At 65.9% G+C, this 15846-nt stretch carries 13 protein-coding genes; 6 read left to right on the forward strand and 7 right to left on the reverse strand.

The window, feature by feature from the left end:
* Positions 1 to 280: 280 nt before the first annotated feature.
* The 3 genes from MRY84_RS00580 to metG all read right to left on the reverse strand — a co-directional run bounded on the left by MRY84_RS00580 (position 281) and on the right by metG (position 3631).
* A complete protein-coding gene (locus tag MRY84_RS00580; protein WP_140426213.1) occupies positions 281 to 643 on the reverse strand; it encodes a hypothetical protein in 363 nt (120 codons plus the stop codon).
* Positions 644 to 792: 149 nt separating this feature from the next.
* Positions 793 to 1371 carry a hypothetical protein gene (locus MRY84_RS00585; protein ID WP_291503834.1) on the reverse strand — a complete coding sequence of 193 codons (579 nt, stop codon included), beginning with the start codon at positions 1369 to 1371 and terminating at the stop codon, positions 793 to 795.
* 169 nt (positions 1372 to 1540) lie between these two features.
* Positions 1541 to 3631 carry a methionine--tRNA ligase gene (gene metG / locus MRY84_RS00590; protein ID WP_291503835.1) on the reverse strand — a complete coding sequence of 697 codons (2091 nt, stop codon included), beginning with the start codon at positions 3629 to 3631 and terminating at the stop codon, positions 1541 to 1543.
* A 174-nt stretch (positions 3632 to 3805) separates the two neighbouring features.
* Between metG and MRY84_RS00595 the strand changes: the two genes are divergently transcribed.
* Positions 3806 to 4951 carry an SMP-30/gluconolactonase/LRE family protein gene (locus MRY84_RS00595; RefSeq protein WP_291503836.1) on the forward strand — a complete coding sequence of 382 codons (1146 nt, stop codon included), beginning with the start codon at positions 3806 to 3808 and terminating at the stop codon, positions 4949 to 4951.
* Between the two features lie 43 nt (positions 4952 to 4994).
* On the opposite strand, the gene MRY84_RS00600 is transcribed toward MRY84_RS00595, so the two are convergent.
* Together MRY84_RS00600 and MRY84_RS00605 are read right to left on the reverse strand one after the other, a co-directional pair.
* The gene (locus MRY84_RS00600) at positions 4995 to 6266 is read right to left on the reverse strand and encodes a patatin-like phospholipase family protein (protein ID WP_291503837.1); all 1272 of its coding nucleotides are present in this window, start codon (positions 6264 to 6266) and stop codon (positions 4995 to 4997) included.
* Positions 6267 to 6432: 166 nt separating this feature from the next.
* Positions 6433 to 6999 (reverse strand): restriction endonuclease, encoded by a 567-nt coding sequence (locus MRY84_RS00605; protein WP_291503868.1) that lies wholly within the window; start codon positions 6997 to 6999, stop codon positions 6433 to 6435.
* Between the two features lie 139 nt (positions 7000 to 7138).
* Between MRY84_RS00605 and apbC the strand changes: the two genes are divergently transcribed.
* Both apbC and MRY84_RS00615 read left to right on the forward strand, forming a co-directional pair.
* Complete coding sequence (gene apbC / locus MRY84_RS00610) at positions 7139 to 8230, forward strand: iron-sulfur cluster carrier protein ApbC (RefSeq protein ID WP_291503838.1); 1092 nt, start codon at positions 7139 to 7141, stop codon at positions 8228 to 8230.
* A gap of 25 nt (positions 8231 to 8255) precedes the next feature.
* A complete protein-coding gene (locus tag MRY84_RS00615; protein WP_291503839.1) occupies positions 8256 to 9209 on the forward strand; it encodes a LysR substrate-binding domain-containing protein in 954 nt (317 codons plus the stop codon).
* 67 nt (positions 9210 to 9276) lie between these two features.
* Here MRY84_RS00615 and MRY84_RS00620 read toward each other — a convergent pair whose 3' ends face one another.
* Entirely contained in the window at positions 9277 to 9675 is a 399-nt protein-coding gene (locus tag MRY84_RS00620) for a hypothetical protein (protein ID WP_291503840.1), read from the reverse strand.
* Between the two features lie 36 nt (positions 9676 to 9711).
* Positions 9712 to 10110 carry a DUF4345 domain-containing protein gene (locus tag MRY84_RS00625; protein WP_291503841.1) on the reverse strand — a complete coding sequence of 133 codons (399 nt, stop codon included), beginning with the start codon at positions 10108 to 10110 and terminating at the stop codon, positions 9712 to 9714.
* Positions 10111 to 10180: 70 nt separating this feature from the next.
* On the opposite strand from MRY84_RS00625, the gene MRY84_RS00630 reads away from it, so the two are divergent.
* The 3 genes from MRY84_RS00630 (at position 10181) to fdhF (ending at position 15786) form a co-directional block, all read left to right on the forward strand.
* Positions 10181 to 10810, forward strand: a complete 630-nt coding sequence (locus tag MRY84_RS00630; protein WP_291503842.1) for a TetR/AcrR family transcriptional regulator — start codon at positions 10181 to 10183, stop codon at positions 10808 to 10810.
* A gap of 177 nt (positions 10811 to 10987) precedes the next feature.
* Positions 10988 to 12895, forward strand: coding sequence for an NAD(P)H-dependent oxidoreductase subunit E (locus MRY84_RS00635; RefSeq protein ID WP_291503843.1), 1908 nt, complete (start codon positions 10988 to 10990; stop codon positions 12893 to 12895).
* Positions 12892 to 15786, forward strand: coding sequence for a formate dehydrogenase subunit alpha (fdhF, locus tag MRY84_RS00640; protein WP_291503844.1), 2895 nt, complete (start codon positions 12892 to 12894; stop codon positions 15784 to 15786). Before MRY84_RS00635 ends, fdhF begins: the two co-directional genes overlap by 4 nt.
* The last annotated feature ends 60 nt before the right edge of the window (positions 15787 to 15846 follow it).

Genomic DNA, 15846 nt, shown 5'->3' on the forward strand with positions numbered 1-15846 from the left:
CGAAAGCCACTGCGGGGGCAGCGAAGGAAAGCGCTTCCAGTGCCAGAAGCACGTCGACATTTTTTGTGGAGCTCTGCAGCTGGTCTGCAAGTGCCTGGCTTAGATTTTCATTCATAGGTACTAGAGGACCGGCAGGATTGCCTGGGTGCTACTTGCCTAAGAAACGGTCCCTACATGGCAACCCGACGGCCAATCGCAAACACAGGAAGCGAAGGTCGGCTTCGGGCCCTAAGCCGTCGTAGCAGCGGGCCAAAGCAGAATCGTCATCCGGGCGAACCCACTACGGTTTTCCCCTCGCTGCGACCTCGTATCTGTCTAAGAGCCGTTGGAGAGTCGCGCGCTCCTCGTCAGAAATGGCGCTCGCAAGGTCAACGACGATACCGTTGATGAGGTAGTACTCGGTGTCGTTTCGGATGGTCCCTCGTTTAGTGATGCGCTTGTACGATGAAGCGTATCGACGCCGGACCTCTGACGCAGTTATCAATCCGGAAGCGTGAAGAGCCTCGTCAAGGGCTGCGACGCCGGCCGCTCGTTTGCCGCTCAGCTCCTCGATGACGTCGTTCGCCGCTTGCCGAAGCCCCTCCAGTGCCTTTGACTTGCCGTGCTGCTCGATGATGCCCGCACACACGGTTTCAATGCTCAAGGTTGGGGTTGGGGTCACGCCTGAGACATGGGTCATATAGAAAGATACGAACGCCAGCAACTCTTGGAATTCGCACTCGCGGTCTGGTGAGAGTGGCCGTGTCATCGAGAGTCTTGGGCTAGTCAGGATGGTCTGATCTTGGCCTACGATCAGGCGCGCAAGCGAGGATGCGGCTCAACGGTATCGTGGTGAACTGTCAGACCTGATGATGAGCCAGGGACTCCATCCAGCGTCTCATCAATCTGCAGAAGCACTTTCCAGTGCGGTGTGGCTTGCAGTGCCCGCTGAATCGCAGAAATTAGATGTGGGGTAACGAACCCAAGCCGAGAGATGCGCACATTGTGGCAGGGGGTCCCACAACTGTCGTCGACTATCCAATAGTCACCATTACCGTAAGCGTCTTCCTTGCCAAACTGAATGAGAACGGCTCCAAGCGCGTCATACAAAGCTTGCCATTCCTGGTCGTGCTGGCTTTGATTTACCGCATCAGTACTAGTTTCGGGGACTGGTTGTGCGACCACCATGGCGTCCCAAACAGCGACGCCATAGCGCCGCTCTATATCAGGGCTCATACGCTCAAACGCTACACGCAACTCTTCATCACTGACCTCTTCGTTTGATCTCCCTGCACGAGCCGCTTCGGCCGCAATGGCTAAGTCGTGTCGCAGCGCATCAATGTCCATTGACGCGCGCAGTTCATTTAGGTGGTCGTTGTCGCGAATTGGCATCGTGGTTTGAAGGTCTGCTCTTGGCCGGTAGTACTCAGTCGCCAGCGGGCGCTGTATGTCCGCAATCGGCCCAAAGGCGACTTAGCCGCCATCCCTCCCAAAACGGGAAGCACTTCACTCGTCGTTTGTCTTTCCAGCGTCCACGCCCACAACGCGTGCACGCCGCCGTTCAGCGCACCCGCATGCCAGGCGAGGCGCCCGGCCAGGGGTTGAGCACGTAGATCCCTGGGTTGGCCTTCTCATCCCCATGGCTGGCGGCCAGCACCATGCCTTCGGAGATACCAAACTTCATCTTGCGCGGGGCCAGGTTGGCGACCATCACGGTGTGCTTGCCCACCAGATCTTCGGGCTTGTAAGCGCTGGCGATGCCGCTGAACACGTTGCGCGTGCGGCCTTCGCCCACGTCCAGCGTCAGGCGCAGCAGCTTGGTGGAGCCTTCCACCGGCTCGCAGTTCACGATCAGCGCGATGCGCAGGTCGATCTTGGTGAAGTCGTCGATGGTGATGGTGGGGGCCAGCTCTTCGCCGCCGGGTGCTGCTATCGTTTCAGTAGCTACTGGCGCTTGTTCTGCTTGCGCTGGGGGCTCAAACAGTGCTTCCAGCTGCTCGGGTGTCACGCGCTGCATCAGGTGCTGGTAGGGCTGGATGGCCTGCACGTCGCCTGCCACGTTCCACTGCTGCATGTTCACGCCCACAAACGCTTGCACGGCCTGGGCCAGGCCCGGCAGCACGGGGGCCAAGTAGCGGGTGAGTGCGGCGAAGGCGTTGACGAGCACGGAGCACACCTGGTGCAGGGCCTCGTTGTTGGCTGTGTCCTTGGCCAGGTCCCAGGGCTTGTTCTGGTCCACATAGGCGTTGACCTTGTCGGCCAGCAGCATGATCTCGCGCGTGGCCTTGCTGTACTCGCGGGTTTCATACATCTGCGCGATGGCGTCGCTGGCACCGCGCACCTCGGCCAGCAGGGCGGCACCTGTGGTGCCAAAGTTGCTGGTCAGCTTGCCGTCAAAGCGCTTGGTCAAGAAGCCCGCCGCGCGGCTGGCAATGTTCACGTATTTGCCGATCAGGTCGCTGTTAACCCGCAGCATGAAGTCTTCGGCATTGAAGTCGATGTCTTCATTGCGCGCCGAGAGTTTGGCGGCCAAGTAGTAGCGCAGCCATTCGGCGTTCATGCCCAGGCTCAGGTACTTGAGCGGGTCCAGGCCGGTGCCGCGGCTCTTGCTCATCTTCTCGCCGTTGTTCACGGTCAAAAAGCCGTGCACGAACACGTTGTTGGGCGTCTTGCGGCCGCTGAAGTGCAGCATGGCGGGCCAGAACAGGGTGTGGAAGGTGACGATGTCCTTGCCGATGAAGTGGTACTGCTCCATGGCCGGGTCGGCCATGTAGGCGTCGTAGCTTTCGCCGCGCTTTTCCAGCAGGTTCTTGAGCGATGCGAGGTAACCCACGGGCGCGTCCAGCCACACGTAGAAGTACTTGCCCGGCGCGTCGGGGATCTCGATGCCGAAGTAGGGCGCGTCGCGGCTGATGTCCCAGTCGCCCAGGCCTTCGCTGGTGGTTCCGTCGGGGTTGGTGCGGACGGTGAACCACTCCTTGATCTTGTTGGCCACCTCGGGCTGCAGCTTGCCGTCCTGCGTCCAGTTTTCCAGAAACTCCACGCAGCGTGGGTCCGAGAGCTTGAAGAAGAAATGCTCGGAGTGCTTGAGCTCGGGCTTGGCGCCGGAGAGGGCCGAGAAGGGGTTGATCAGGTCGGTGGGGGCGTACACGGTGCCGCACACCTCGCAGTTGTCGCCGTACTGGTCCTTGGCGTGGCATTTGGGGCATTCGCCCTTGATGTAGCGGTCGGGCAGGAACATGTTCTTCTCGGGGTCGAAGAACTGCTCGATGGTGCGCACCTCGATCAGGCTGCCGTCGGCGCGGTCGCGCAGGTCGCGGTAGATCTGGCGGGCCAGTTCGTGGTTTTCGGGCGCATCGGTGCTGTGCCAGTTGTCAAAGCTGATGTGAAAGCCGTCCAGGTACTGCTTGCGGCCCGCGGCGATGTCGGCCACGAACTGCTGGGGTGTCTTGCCGGCCTTTTCGGCGGCGATCATGATGGGCGCGCCGTGGGTGTCGTCGGCACCCACAAAGTTCACCGCGTTGCCCTGCATGCGCTGGAACCGCACCCAGATGTCGGCCTGGATGTATTCCATGATGTGGCCGATGTGGAAGTTGCCGTTGGCATACGGCAGGGCGGTGGTCACGAAGAGTTTGCGGGCGGATGACGTCATGAAAAGCGGCTTTCTCAGGCGGAACCCGCGATTTTAGGCGGTTGCCATTGTCCCCGGCCGTCGCAAGCACTGCGCGGCCGTGCCCAGGTCGCACAAGTGCCAATCAGCGCGTGCATGCCGGCCCCCGCTGGCGCCACAATGCCCCGCATTCCAACAATCAACAGGAGACGACACATGGCCAGAACCTGGGCAAAACGGGTGGGATGGGGCGTGGGTGGCGCCGTGCTGGCGTTGGCCGCATACCTGGCAGCGTGGCCGGTTCCCATCGAGCCGATGGCCTGGAGCGCGCCTGCCGCGCCCGGCTACCAGGGGCTGCACGCACCTAATCAGCGCCTGGCCCGGCTGAACATCATCGACCTGAAAGGCGAAGTGGGCCCGGAACATGTGGCATTCGGCAAGGACGGCAAGCTCTACACCACCGTGCTCAGCGGCAACATCCTGCGCATGAACGCCGATGGCTCGGGCCTGGAGGTGTTTGCCAACACGGGCGGGCGGGTGCTGGGGTTTGACTTTGACGCGGCGGGCCACCTGATTGCGGCCGACGCGATCAAGGGCCTGCTGTCCATTGCGCCCGACGGCAAGGTCACCGTGCTGGCCGACAAGGTGGGCAACGACCCCATCCGTTATGCCGATGCTGTGGTGGTGGCCCAGAACGGCAAGATGTACCTGAGCGACGCCTCCACGCGCTTTGCGCCCAAGGACTGGGGCGGCACGTTTGAAGCCAGCGTGCTCGACATCCTGGAGCAGGCCAGCACGGGCCGGGTGATCGAATACGACCCCACGACCCGTGCCACGCGCGTGGTGGCACGGGGCCTCAGCTTTGCCAATGGCGTGGCGCTGAGCCAGGACGAAAAACACCTGTTCGTCAACGAAACCGGCAAGTACCGGGTGTGGAAGATTGCGGTGGACGCGAACGACCTGGACATCGGCCAGCTCAATGGCAGCACCAGCAGCCAGCCAAGCCCCCAGGCCCGCGTGCTGCTCGACAACCTGCCCGGCTACCCCGACAACCTGCTGCGCGGGCAGGGCGGCAAGGTGTGGCTGGGCTTTGCCAAGCCACGGGGTGCGGCCATCGACAACATGTCGGGCAAGCCCTGGCTGCGCAGCCTGACCTTGCGCCTGCCGCGTGCGCTGTGGCCCATCCCCCAGCCTTACGGCCATGTGATTGCGTTCACGGACGAAGGCAAGGTGGTGGCCGACCTGCAGGACCCGAGCGGCGCCTATCCTGAGACTACGGCCATCACCGAAACGGCAGACCGGCTGTACGTGCAGAGCCTGCACGCGCATGGGCTGGGTTGGCTGCCCAAGCCGCAGCCGTAGGGGGCAGCTCGAATGGTTCTGCCGGTTCCCGTGCGAATCCGCTTCAGCTGGCTTCCCCGTGCTGCTTTGTCTGCACCTCGGCGCCCGTGTCGGTCCACCCGAAGAACCTGCAGACCTCAGCCCGCATGGCCAGCGTGTCTGCCCGGCCCAGGGCCATCAGCTCTTGCGTGTAGCCGGATTCGAACAGCAGGTAGCTGGCCAGCGCGGCGCCGCGCACGTCTGCCATGTTGGAGGTGACGCCCAGCGCGCCCAGCATGGTGCGCACGGGCCCTGGCAGGTCTGCCACATGGCGTGCGGCCACGGCGTCCAGCCGTTGTGATGGGGCAATCACCAGCAGGTCGATGGGCCGCAAGGCGCTGCGCTCGCGCATGTCCGCGGGGATGAGCGACAAGGTCTGGTTGATGCGCTGCACGCGTTCGACGTCCACGGCCAGTGCGTCCAGGAAGATGTTGGAAAGCGCGTGCCCCGCGATCTGCGCCAGCGAGGGGTAGCTGGGCGTGGGGTTGGCGGCGGCGTCGCCCTTGGGCTCGTGCATGCGGCCCGCACCGATCACCAGGATGCGCTCGGCCCCGAGATGGATGGCCGGAGCGATGGGGGCCGACTGGCGCATGGAGCCGTCGCCGAAGTACTCGATGTGGTCGTCCACCTCGATGCCCTTGGCCGGGAAGATGAACGGGATGGCCGAGGACGCCAGCAGGTGTTCGTGCGTGATGCGGTCGCGCGCCGCCTTGCGCTGCGAGCGCACCCAGGGCTGCACGGGCGCGTTGGACTCGAAGAAAGTCACGTGTTCGCCCGAGCTGTAGCTCGAAGCCGTGACGGCCAGCGCGGTGAGGTGGCCCTTGCGGATGAGACGGGGCAGGCGCACCAGCGGCACCATCTTGACCAGCAGTTTTTCGAGCGGCTTGTTGTCCAGCAGCGACTGGGGCCGCATGCGCCGCCAGCGCGCGAGCGCCCAGCCAATGGACAGCAGGGTGAGCCAGCGCGCGCCGCTGCGCATCACGCTGAGCGAGTCGGCGCCATACACCTGGCTGGCGTGGAACTGGCGCCACACCCGCGCGATGCGGCGCACGGCGCGGTCGAAGTTGTCGGCCCCGCAGGCCAGCGCTGCGGCATTGATGGCGCCTGCCGAGGTGCCGGTGATGATGGGAAACGGGTTGGGATCGCCGCCGGCTCCGCAGGCGTTGCGGATGTCGGCAATGGCCTCCAGCACGCCCACCTGGTAGGCCGCGCGGGCGCCGCCGCCTGTGAGCAGCAGGCCGGTCGCAGGCCGGGCGGGATCGGTGTCGCAAGGGCGGGCGCGGGAGGTGGTCGGCATCGAAAAGCAGCGAGAAAAGAGGAGGGAGCGCGGTGTGCCGGGGCTTGGCAAACACCCCTCAGTGTGGAGGGGCTTGCGCATGCCGCCATCTGGGGAAACCCCAAAAGCGACAAGGGCCTGTGCACACTATTTTTGCCAGTGCGAAGGCCTCCCCGCCGCGGTGGGATCAGCGCGCGTTCAGCAGCATTTGCGCCAGGGCGTCGGCCTGCATCACCACAATGCCGTGGTCCCGCGCAAAGATGCGGGCGTTGTCGCTCAGCTGCCCCAGCGTGACCACATAGACGCCTGCTGTGGCGCCGCGCGCCTGCATGGCCGCGTGCAGGTCGCGCAGCGGCTCGACGCCGTGGGTGGCGGCCTTCCAGCGGCGGGCGCTGACCAGCGTGGTCTGGCCTCCCTTGGCCAGTGCCATGTCGGCCGCGCCGCCCGCGGGCAGGCGCTCCACGGCGCAGCCTTCGCGGGTCCAGGCGGCTTCCAGCGTGTCGGCAAAGCTGCGCCAGGGCATGCTGTTCACGGCGCCCAGGATCTCGGCCACCCGGGCCGGGCTGGGCGCGCGCAGTTGCCGCCACGCTGCGATGCAGCCCACCACAAAGATTGGAAACGATGACAGCGCGCCCACCACGAAGTATTCGCGCGGCAGCAGCGCGCCAGAGGCCAGCGTGATGAGGCCCACCACCACAAAGCTGATCCACCACGGCGAGCGCAGCAGCACGGCAAACAGGGATTTTTCGGCCATCTTGAACTTCACGGGGGGTCCTCTTTTTCTTTCGGGGTGCGGCTGCGCAGGGTTGGAATGCAGGGCGTGCGCATTGTCCTGCAGATGGCCGGGGTTGGAGGGCTTGGATAGACTACCCGCCCCCACAGGAGTTATTTGAATGGCAGTCACCGAACAAGGCCTTTTGGCCGCACTTTCCAGCGTGCTGGACCCGCATACGGGCAAGGATTTCGTCAGCACCCGCGCCCTGCGCAATGTGCAGATCAGCGGCGGCGACGTGGCCTTCGACGTGGAGCTGGGCTACCCCGCCAAGAGCCTGGTGCCCGAGCTGCGCCGCAGCCTGGTGGCCGCTGCCAAGGGGGTGGCGGGGGTGGACAACGTGTCAGTCAACATCACCACCAAGGTCATCGCCCATGCCGTGCAGCGCGGCGTGCAGCTGCTGCCCCAGGTCAAGAACATCATCGCCGTGGCCTCCGGCAAGGGCGGCGTGGGCAAGAGCACCACGGCCGCCAACCTGGCGCTGGCCCTGGCGGCCGAGGGCGCCAGCGTGGGCGTGCTGGACGCCGACATCTACGGCCCCAGCCAGCCCATGATGCTGGGCATCAACCGCCGCCCCGAAAGCGAAGACGGCAAGACCATGGAGCCGCTGGAGAACTACGGCGTGCAGGTCATGTCCATCGGCTTCCTGGTGGACCAGGACGAAGCCATGATCTGGCGCGGCCCCATGGCCACGCAGGCGCTGGAGCAACTGCTGCGCCAGACCAACTGGAAAGACCTGGACTATCTCATCATCGACATGCCCCCCGGCACCGGCGACATCCAGCTCACGCTCTCCCAGCGCGTGCCCATGACCGGCGCGGTGATCGTCACCACCCCGCAGGACATTGCCCTGCTGGACGCCAAGAAGGGCATCAAGATGTTTGAAAAGGTGGGCGTGCCCATCCTGGGCATCGTCGAGAACATGGCTGCCCACGTGTGCAGCAACTGCGGCCACGTGGAGCACATCTTTGGCGCCGACGGCGGCAAGAAGATGGCGGCCGAGTACGGCATGGACTACCTGGGCGCGTTGCCGCTGAACATGAGCATCCGCCTGCAAGCCGACAGCGGCAAGCCCACCGTGGTGGCCGACCCCGATGGCGAGGTCGCCGCCATCTACAAGAAGGTGGCGCGCGATGTGGCGGTGAAGATCGCCCAGCAGGCCAAGGACTTCTCCAGCAAATTCCCCACCATCTCGATCAGCAAGAACACCTGATCGTCCTGAGCCGCCGCGCTGCGCCATGAACCTGCTCGCCTCCCTGCGCTATCTGGTGGCGCTGCACGAGCACCGGCACTTTGGCCGCGCTGCGCAGGCCTGCCACATCACGCAGCCGGCTCTCTCCAACGCGCTGCGCGCGCTGGAAAAAGAGTTTGGCGTGGTCGTGGTGCGCCGGGGGCGCAGCTTCGAGGGCTTTACACACGAGGGCGAGCGGGTGCTGGCCACGGCGCAGCGCATGCTGCACGAGCACACGCTGCTGCAGCAGGACCTGAGCAGCGACGCTGCCCACCCGCGTGGCACCCTGCGGCTGGGGGCGGTGCCCACGGCCATGCCCATCCTGGCGCGGTTTGCGGCGCAATTGCAGGCGCGGCACCCGGGCATCGCGCCGGTGGCGCTGTCAATGAGTTCGCAGGCGCTGGAGGCGGGGCTGGAAAGCATCTCGCTGGACCTGGCGCTGGGCTACACCGAGCGCATGCCGGCGCGCGGAGGCCAACTGCGGGCCTGGCCGCAGTATGTGGAGCACTACTTCCTGCTGCGCCAGGCTGGCAAGGCACGCCGGCGCGGGCTGCAGATCGGGCCGCCCATGAGCTGGGCCGACGCGGCACGCCTGCCGCTGTGCCTGCTCACGCCTGAGATGCACAACCGCACCCTGGTCGATGGTGCCTTTCGCAGCGCAGGCGCCACGGTGATGCCTGCGATGGAAACGGATTCGGTGCTGACCCTGGCCCTCTGCGTGGTGGCGGGCAACCTGTGCAGCGTGTTGCCCGGCGCGTTGGTGGATGCCGTGCGCGGCCACGACGGTCTGGAGGCCTTGCCGCTGATCGGCCCGGTGCTCACCACGCCCATCGGTTTCATGTCGCACCGCCAGGTGCAGCCCACGCGGGCGCTGGATGCGGCGCTGGCGCTGGCACAAGACCCGGCGTGGCTGCAGCACGCCACGTCGCACAGCGGGTTGCTGACGGCTTCACAGCGATAGAGCAATAGGCAAGGCGCTACCGCCGGCCAAAACAATTTCAGCCCGCCTGTTCGGTGGACCGCCACAGTCAGGGCTGGTTGTATGAACGCGCGCTGCGCACACCCATGCCCACCGTCGCCGCGATGACCAGGAAAAGAGGCCACAGATACAGGCTGGTGACGTTGCCAAAGCGGGTAACGCTGTAAATCAGAAACAGCGCGGACAACGCCACGAGTTGCGCCACGATGTATTTGGCGAGAGCGACGTTGTTTGGCTGGATGAACAGGTAGATGAGTGCCGCCACCATCAGCCCATAGGCGGTGGTCACGGAATGCCAGGCCACCTCTGCAACCGCGCGAATGCCCGGGGGTAAAGAGCTTTGTTGGATCGGCGCATTCAGCTGCGGGCTGCCCACGAAGATTTGCATCCCCATCATGAACAAACACAGCATTGCCGCGACCAGGTACCAGTAATTGAGCTTTTGCACAGGATGTCCTTCAGATCGTAAACACGTTCTTAGATGTCATTGAACGGCCGATTGCGCAGCCACCCGGCGCTGCCAGGCGATGAAGGCGGGGGCGCCAATCAGCTCGAGCACCGTGAAGCCGATGAAAGGCGCGGGCGGGAGTCCCACGAAGGCCATCGACAGCGCCCGCCCCACGCCACCCAGAAACACCGCGCCCCAGAGCACCGCAAACATCCGCCCCTCACGGTCGATGCGCGGCACCAGCGACCACATTGCCAGGCCCAACGCCAGCCACACGCCGCCAAAAAAGCGCAGATTGCCGTCGAGCAGGGCATCTCGTGGCAGGCCGCTGGCGTAGTAGATGGGGTCATCGATGCCCATCATGGTCAGCACGCCGGTGGCGACCGGGATGAGGGCCATCGCGGCCGTGGCGGCTTGAAGCAGGCGTCGCGCCATGGGTTGATCTTTACGGTGTCAGGATTGGCGCATTGTCCGGGCGCATCTTGACTGTGTCAAGATTGCTTTTGTGAACCATTCAGACACCCTGCCCACCCCCGATGCCCCCCGCGCCAGCTACCACCACGGCGACCTGCGCGCCGCTCTTGTCGCCGCGGCCGAAGGCCTGCTGGCAGAGGGAATGCCGCTCAGCCTGCGCTCGGTGGCCAAGGCCGCTGGCGTGTCACACGCCGCCCCGTACCACCACTTTGCCAATCTCGAAGCCCTGATGGCAGCCGTGGCCGCGCGGGGCTTTGCCGACTTGGCTGCCGCCATGGAGAGCGCACACCGGCCGGGCGACACGGCGGCCACCCTCGTCGGGCACTGCACGGCGTATGTGGACTTTGCGCTGACCCGCCCAGCGGTGTTCCGGCTGATGTTCAGCCCGCTGCTGCAGCGCAAGTCCGATCACCCTGCGCTGCAGGCGGCGGCGGACGGGTCGTTTGAAGTGCTGCGTGCAGCCGCCCAAGCCCATGTGCCCGGGGGAGGCGACGAGCTGGCGCTGGCGGGATGGAGCCTGGCCCACGGCCTGGCCGGCCTCGCCATCGACGGGGCCCTGTCGGCTGCGCCGGTGTCCACGATGCCCCCTGTCCAAGCGCTTGCGGCCATGCTGGCGAGCCGTCTGCTGGCCAACTTTCCAGCGGGCGGGGCGGCCGGCTGACCGGCGCCCCCCGCCCGTACCCTGCAACGCCACCGGCTGCGGCTCATTTGTTTTTGTGATCGACCCATGTGCATCCGCAATTTGACGCCCCAAGGGGCCTCGCCGACACTGCGCACGCCAGGCGGCCCTATGCAGGCGGCTTCATAAGCACAACAGAACGTTCCACGATTTCGCTCCATGCACCTTGTTCCCGAAGCTCCCGCCACGCCTGTCGTGGCCGCCGTGTCCGTCAACGACCTGCGCGAGCGCATCCGCCGCAAAAGCCGCCTTAAGGGCCGCCAGCCTGAAGACGCGGCGATGGCCGATGTGGCGCAGTTGCTGGGCCCGCGCCCGGCTGAAGGCTTCCGGCGCGACCTGCTCATTGAATACCTGCACCGCTTGAACGACCACTTTGGCGTGCTGCACGACCGGCACCTGGTGGCGCTCGCCAAACTGATGAACCTGTCGATGGTCGAGGTGTACGAAGTGGCGAGCTTCTATCACCACTTCGAGATCGTGCGCGGCGAAGACGCCCAGGCACCGCGCTTGGTGCTGCGGGTGTGCGACAGCCTGAGTTGCAGCCTGGCGGGTGCGCGCGAGCTGCTGGCCGCGCTGCCCGAGCGCCTGCGCGCAGCCGGTCAAGGCGATGTGCAGGTGCAGGCTGTGCCTTGCGTGGGCCGTTGCGAGCAGGCGCCTGTGGCTGTGGTGCACCAGTGCCCCGTGCCGCACGCCACGGTGGATGCGGTGATGGAAACCGTAATCTCGAAGCCAGATCGGGCGCTGGCGCTTCATCCATCAGCGCAAGATGCTATCAATTTTGATGTTTCCGAGTTCGCCGAGGCGAGTGTTCCAGCGCAGCGCGAAGGCGTCAGCCCGGCACACACCGACTTGGCCACCTACCGCGCCCATGGCGGCTACCAGACGGCCGCTGCGCTGGTCAACGGCGAGATGGATGCCGAGGCCATGCTCGCGGCGATGGAGGATTCGGGCCTGCGCGGTTTGGGTGGCGCAGGCTTCCCTGCCGGGCGCAAATGGCGCATCGTGCGAGACCAGTTGGCTCCGCGCTTGATGGCTGTCAACATTGACGAGGGCGAACCTGGCACCTTCAAAGACCGCACCTACCTCGAACGCGACCCGCACCGCTTTCTGGAAGGCGTGCTCATCGCCGCCCAGGTGGTGGGCACCGAGGCCGTCTACATCTACCTGCGCGACGAGTACCACGGCTGCCGCGCGCTGCTGCAGCGTGCCCTGGATGACCTGCGCGCCGAGCCGCCCTGCCACCTGCCGCACATCGAACTGCGGCGCGGCGCGGGTGCTTACATCTGCGGCGAAGAGTCGGCCATGATCGAGAGCATCGAAGGCAAGCGTGGCGAGCCCCGCATGCGCCCGCCCTACATCGCGCAGGTGGGGCTGTTCGGCAGGCCCACGCTGGAGCACAACTTCGAAACGTTGTACTGGGTGCGCGACATCGTCGAGCGCGGGCCACAGTGGTTTGCCAGCTTTGGCCGCCACGGGCGCAAGGGGCTGCGCAGTTTCAGCGTGAGCGGCCGCGTGAAGCACCCGGGCGTGAAGCTCGCCCCGGCCGGCATCACGGTGCAGGAACTCATCGACGAATACTGCGGCGGCATGCTGGACGGCCACCAGCTTTATGCCTACCTGCCCGGCGGCGCTTCGGGCGGCATCCTGCCCGCCAGTCTCAACAACATCCCGCTCGACTTCGACACGCTGCAGCCCTACGGCTGCTTCATCGGCTCGGCCGCCGTCATCGCGCTCAGCCAGCACGACCGGGCGCGCGATGCGGCGCTGAACGTGATGCGCTTTTTTGAACACGAAAGCTGCGGCCAGTGCACGCCCTGCCGCGTGGGCACGGCCAAGGCGGCTGCGCTGATGGAGGCGCCGCGGTGGGACGCCGACCTGCTCGACGACTTGGCGCAGGTGATGGCCGATGCGTCCATCTGCGGGCTGGGCCAGGCGGCGCCCAACCCCATCCGCTGCGTCCACAAATACTTCCCGAACGAAGTGGGCGAGGGGCCCTGGCCAGGCGACTTGCCCAAGCCGCGCAACAGCCCGCTGACCGAACAACTGCCTACCGGGGTGAAGCCATGAGCGCCGTGTTGACTTCTGCCGCAGCGCAGCCCGGCGTGGCTTTCGAGCTGGACGGCCAGCCCGTCACCGCCCACCCTGGCGAAACCATCCTGAAGGCTGCGCAGCGCCACGGCGTGGAGATCCCGCACCTGTGCTACAGCGACGGCCTGCGCCCCGACGGCAACTGCCGCGCCTGCGTGGTGGAGATCGCGGGCGAGCGCACGCTGGCCCCCAGCTGCTGCCGCGCGCCGACCGAGGGTATGAAGGTGCAGGCCGCCAGCCCGCGCGCGCACAAGAGCCAGCAGATGGTGGTGGAGATGCTGCTGTCGGACATGCCAGACACCGGCTACCGATGGAACGACGGTATCGAAACTCCTGAATTGATAGCTGGTGGCGCTTATCCATCAAGCGCTAGAGGCCGATATGAATCAAAAAATCCAGAAGTCATAGGCCAGCACGGCGAGTTGAGCGAATGGGCGGATCGTTTGGGCGTGACCGTGCGACCGGCACTCCAAGCCCTGCGCCGAGAGCAGCCCGCGCCCGACCTGAGTCACCCCGCGATGGCCGTGAACCTGGACGCCTGCATCCAGTGCAACCGCTGCGTGCGCGCCTGCCGCGAGGAGCAGGTGAATGACGTGATCGGCTACGCCCTGCGCGGTGCCGACAGCAAGATCGTCTTTGACCTCGACGACCCCATGGCCGAGAGCACCTGCGTGGCCTGCGGCGAATGCGTGCAGGCCTGCCCCACGGGCGCGCTCAGCCCCAAGACGCACATCGGCTCGCAAAAGGTGGATCGCAAGGTCGATTCCGTCTGCCCGTTCTGCGGTGTGGGCTGCCTCATCACCTACAACGTGCGCGACGAAAAGATCATCAGCGTCGAAGGCCGCGACGGCCCCGCCAACCAGGGCCGCCTGTGCGTGAAGGGGCGCTTTGGTTTTGACTACGCCCACCACCCGGACCGCCTGACGGTGCCGCTGATCCGCAAGCCGGGTGTGCCCAAGGAGGTGCAGCCCTACGGCGCCGACTGGCGCAGCACCTTCCGCGAGGCGACCTGGGACGAGGCGCTCGACCTGGCAGCCGGCACGCTCAAGAACCTGCGCGACACGCACGGCCCCAAGGCGCTCGCGGGCCTCGGCTCGGCCAAGGGCAGCAACGAAGAGGCCTACCTGTTCCAGAAGCTGGTGCGCACCGGCTTCGGCAGCAACAACGTGGACCACTGCACGCGGCTGTGCCATGCGTCCAGCGTGGCCGCGCTGCTCGAAGGCGTGGGCTCGGGTGCGGTCAGCAACCCGGTGAACGATGTGGAGCATGCGGAGCTGATCTTCGTGATCGGATCCAACCCCACAGCCAACCACCCCGTGGCCGCCACCTGGATGAAGAACGCCGCCCAGCGGGGCGCAAAGATCGTGCTGGCCGACCCGCGCGTGACCGACATTGGCCGCCATGCCTGGCGCACGCTGCAGTTCAAGGCCGATACCGATGTGGCCATGCTCAACGCGCTCATCCACACGGTGATCGACGAGGGCTTGGTGGATGAGGCCTTCATCCAGGATCGCGCCAACAACTTCGAGGCGCTCAAGGCCAACGTGATGGGCTGCAGTCCTGAGGCCATGGCGACAGTGTGCGGCATTCCGGCCGAGACGCTGCGCGAAGTGGCGCGCGCGTTTGCCACGGCCAAGTCCTCGATGATCCTCTGGGGCATGGGCGTGAGCCAGCACGTGCACGGCACCGACAACGCGCGCTGCCTGATTGCGCTGTGCGCCGTCGCGGGCCAGATCGGCAAGCCCGGCTCGGGCCTGCACCCCCTGCGCGGCCAGAACAACGTGCAGGGCGCGAGCGACGCGGGCCTGATCCCCATGATGTTCCCCAACTACCAGCGCGTGGACAACGCCGGGGCGCACGCGTGGTTCGAAGACTTCTGGGGCACATCGCTGGACAAGGCGCCCGGCTATACCGTGGTCGAGATCATGCACAAGGCCTTGGCGCCCGACGCCGACCCGCACAAGGTGCGCGGCATGTACATCCTGGGCGAAAACCCCGCCATGAGCGACCCCGACCTGAACCATGCGCGCCACGCGCTGGCCAGCCTGCAGCACCTGGTGGTACAGGACATCTTCCTCACCGAAACCGCGTGGCTGGCCGACGTGGTGCTGCCCGCCAGCGCCTGGCCGGAAAAGACCGGCACGGCCAGCAACACCGACCGCCTGGTGCAGATGGGCCGCCGCGCGCTCAACCCGCCGGGCGATGCGCAGCCGGACCTCTGGATCATCCAGCAGTTGGCTGTGCGCATGGGGCTGCCATGGAACTACGAAGGCGAAGAGTCTGGTGTTGCCGCCGTGTACGAAGAGATGCGCCAGGCCATGCACGCCAGCATCAGCGGTATCTCCTGGGACCGGTTGGAGCGTGAATCGAGCGTGACCTACCCCTGCCTGACACCCGACGACCCCGGCCAGCCCATCGTCTTCACCGAGAAATTTCCGACGCCCACGGGCCGCCTCCAGCTGGTGCCCGCCAGCGTGATCCCGGCGGCCGAGAAGCCCGATGCCGACTACCCCCTGGTGCTCATCACCGGCCGCCAGCTGGAGCACTGGCACACGGGCAGCATGACGCGGCGCAGCTCGGTGCTGGACGCCATCGAGCCCATGGCCACGGCCTCCCTGCATGGCGACGAGCTTGCCCGGCTGGGCGTGCAGCCCGGTGCGCTGGTGGGCATCCGCTCACGGCGCGGCACGCTGCAGGTGCGCGTGCGGCGCGACGACGGCACGCCGCGCGGCACGGTGTTCATGCCCTTTGCGTATGTGGAGGCGGCAGCCAACCTGCTGACTAACGCGGCACTCGACCCGTTCGGCAAGATCCCGGAGTTCAAGTACTGTGCGGTGGCCATCGAAAAGCTCGAAGCCGCCACAAGCTGACGGCGCGCAAAGGGGCTTTGCGGAAATGGCCGCCGGCGGGGCGCCGCCGGGGTACAGTCC

This window comes from Acidovorax sp. (assembly GCF_022763525.1).
GTDB lineage: Bacteria > Pseudomonadota > Gammaproteobacteria > Burkholderiales > Burkholderiaceae_C > Acidovorax.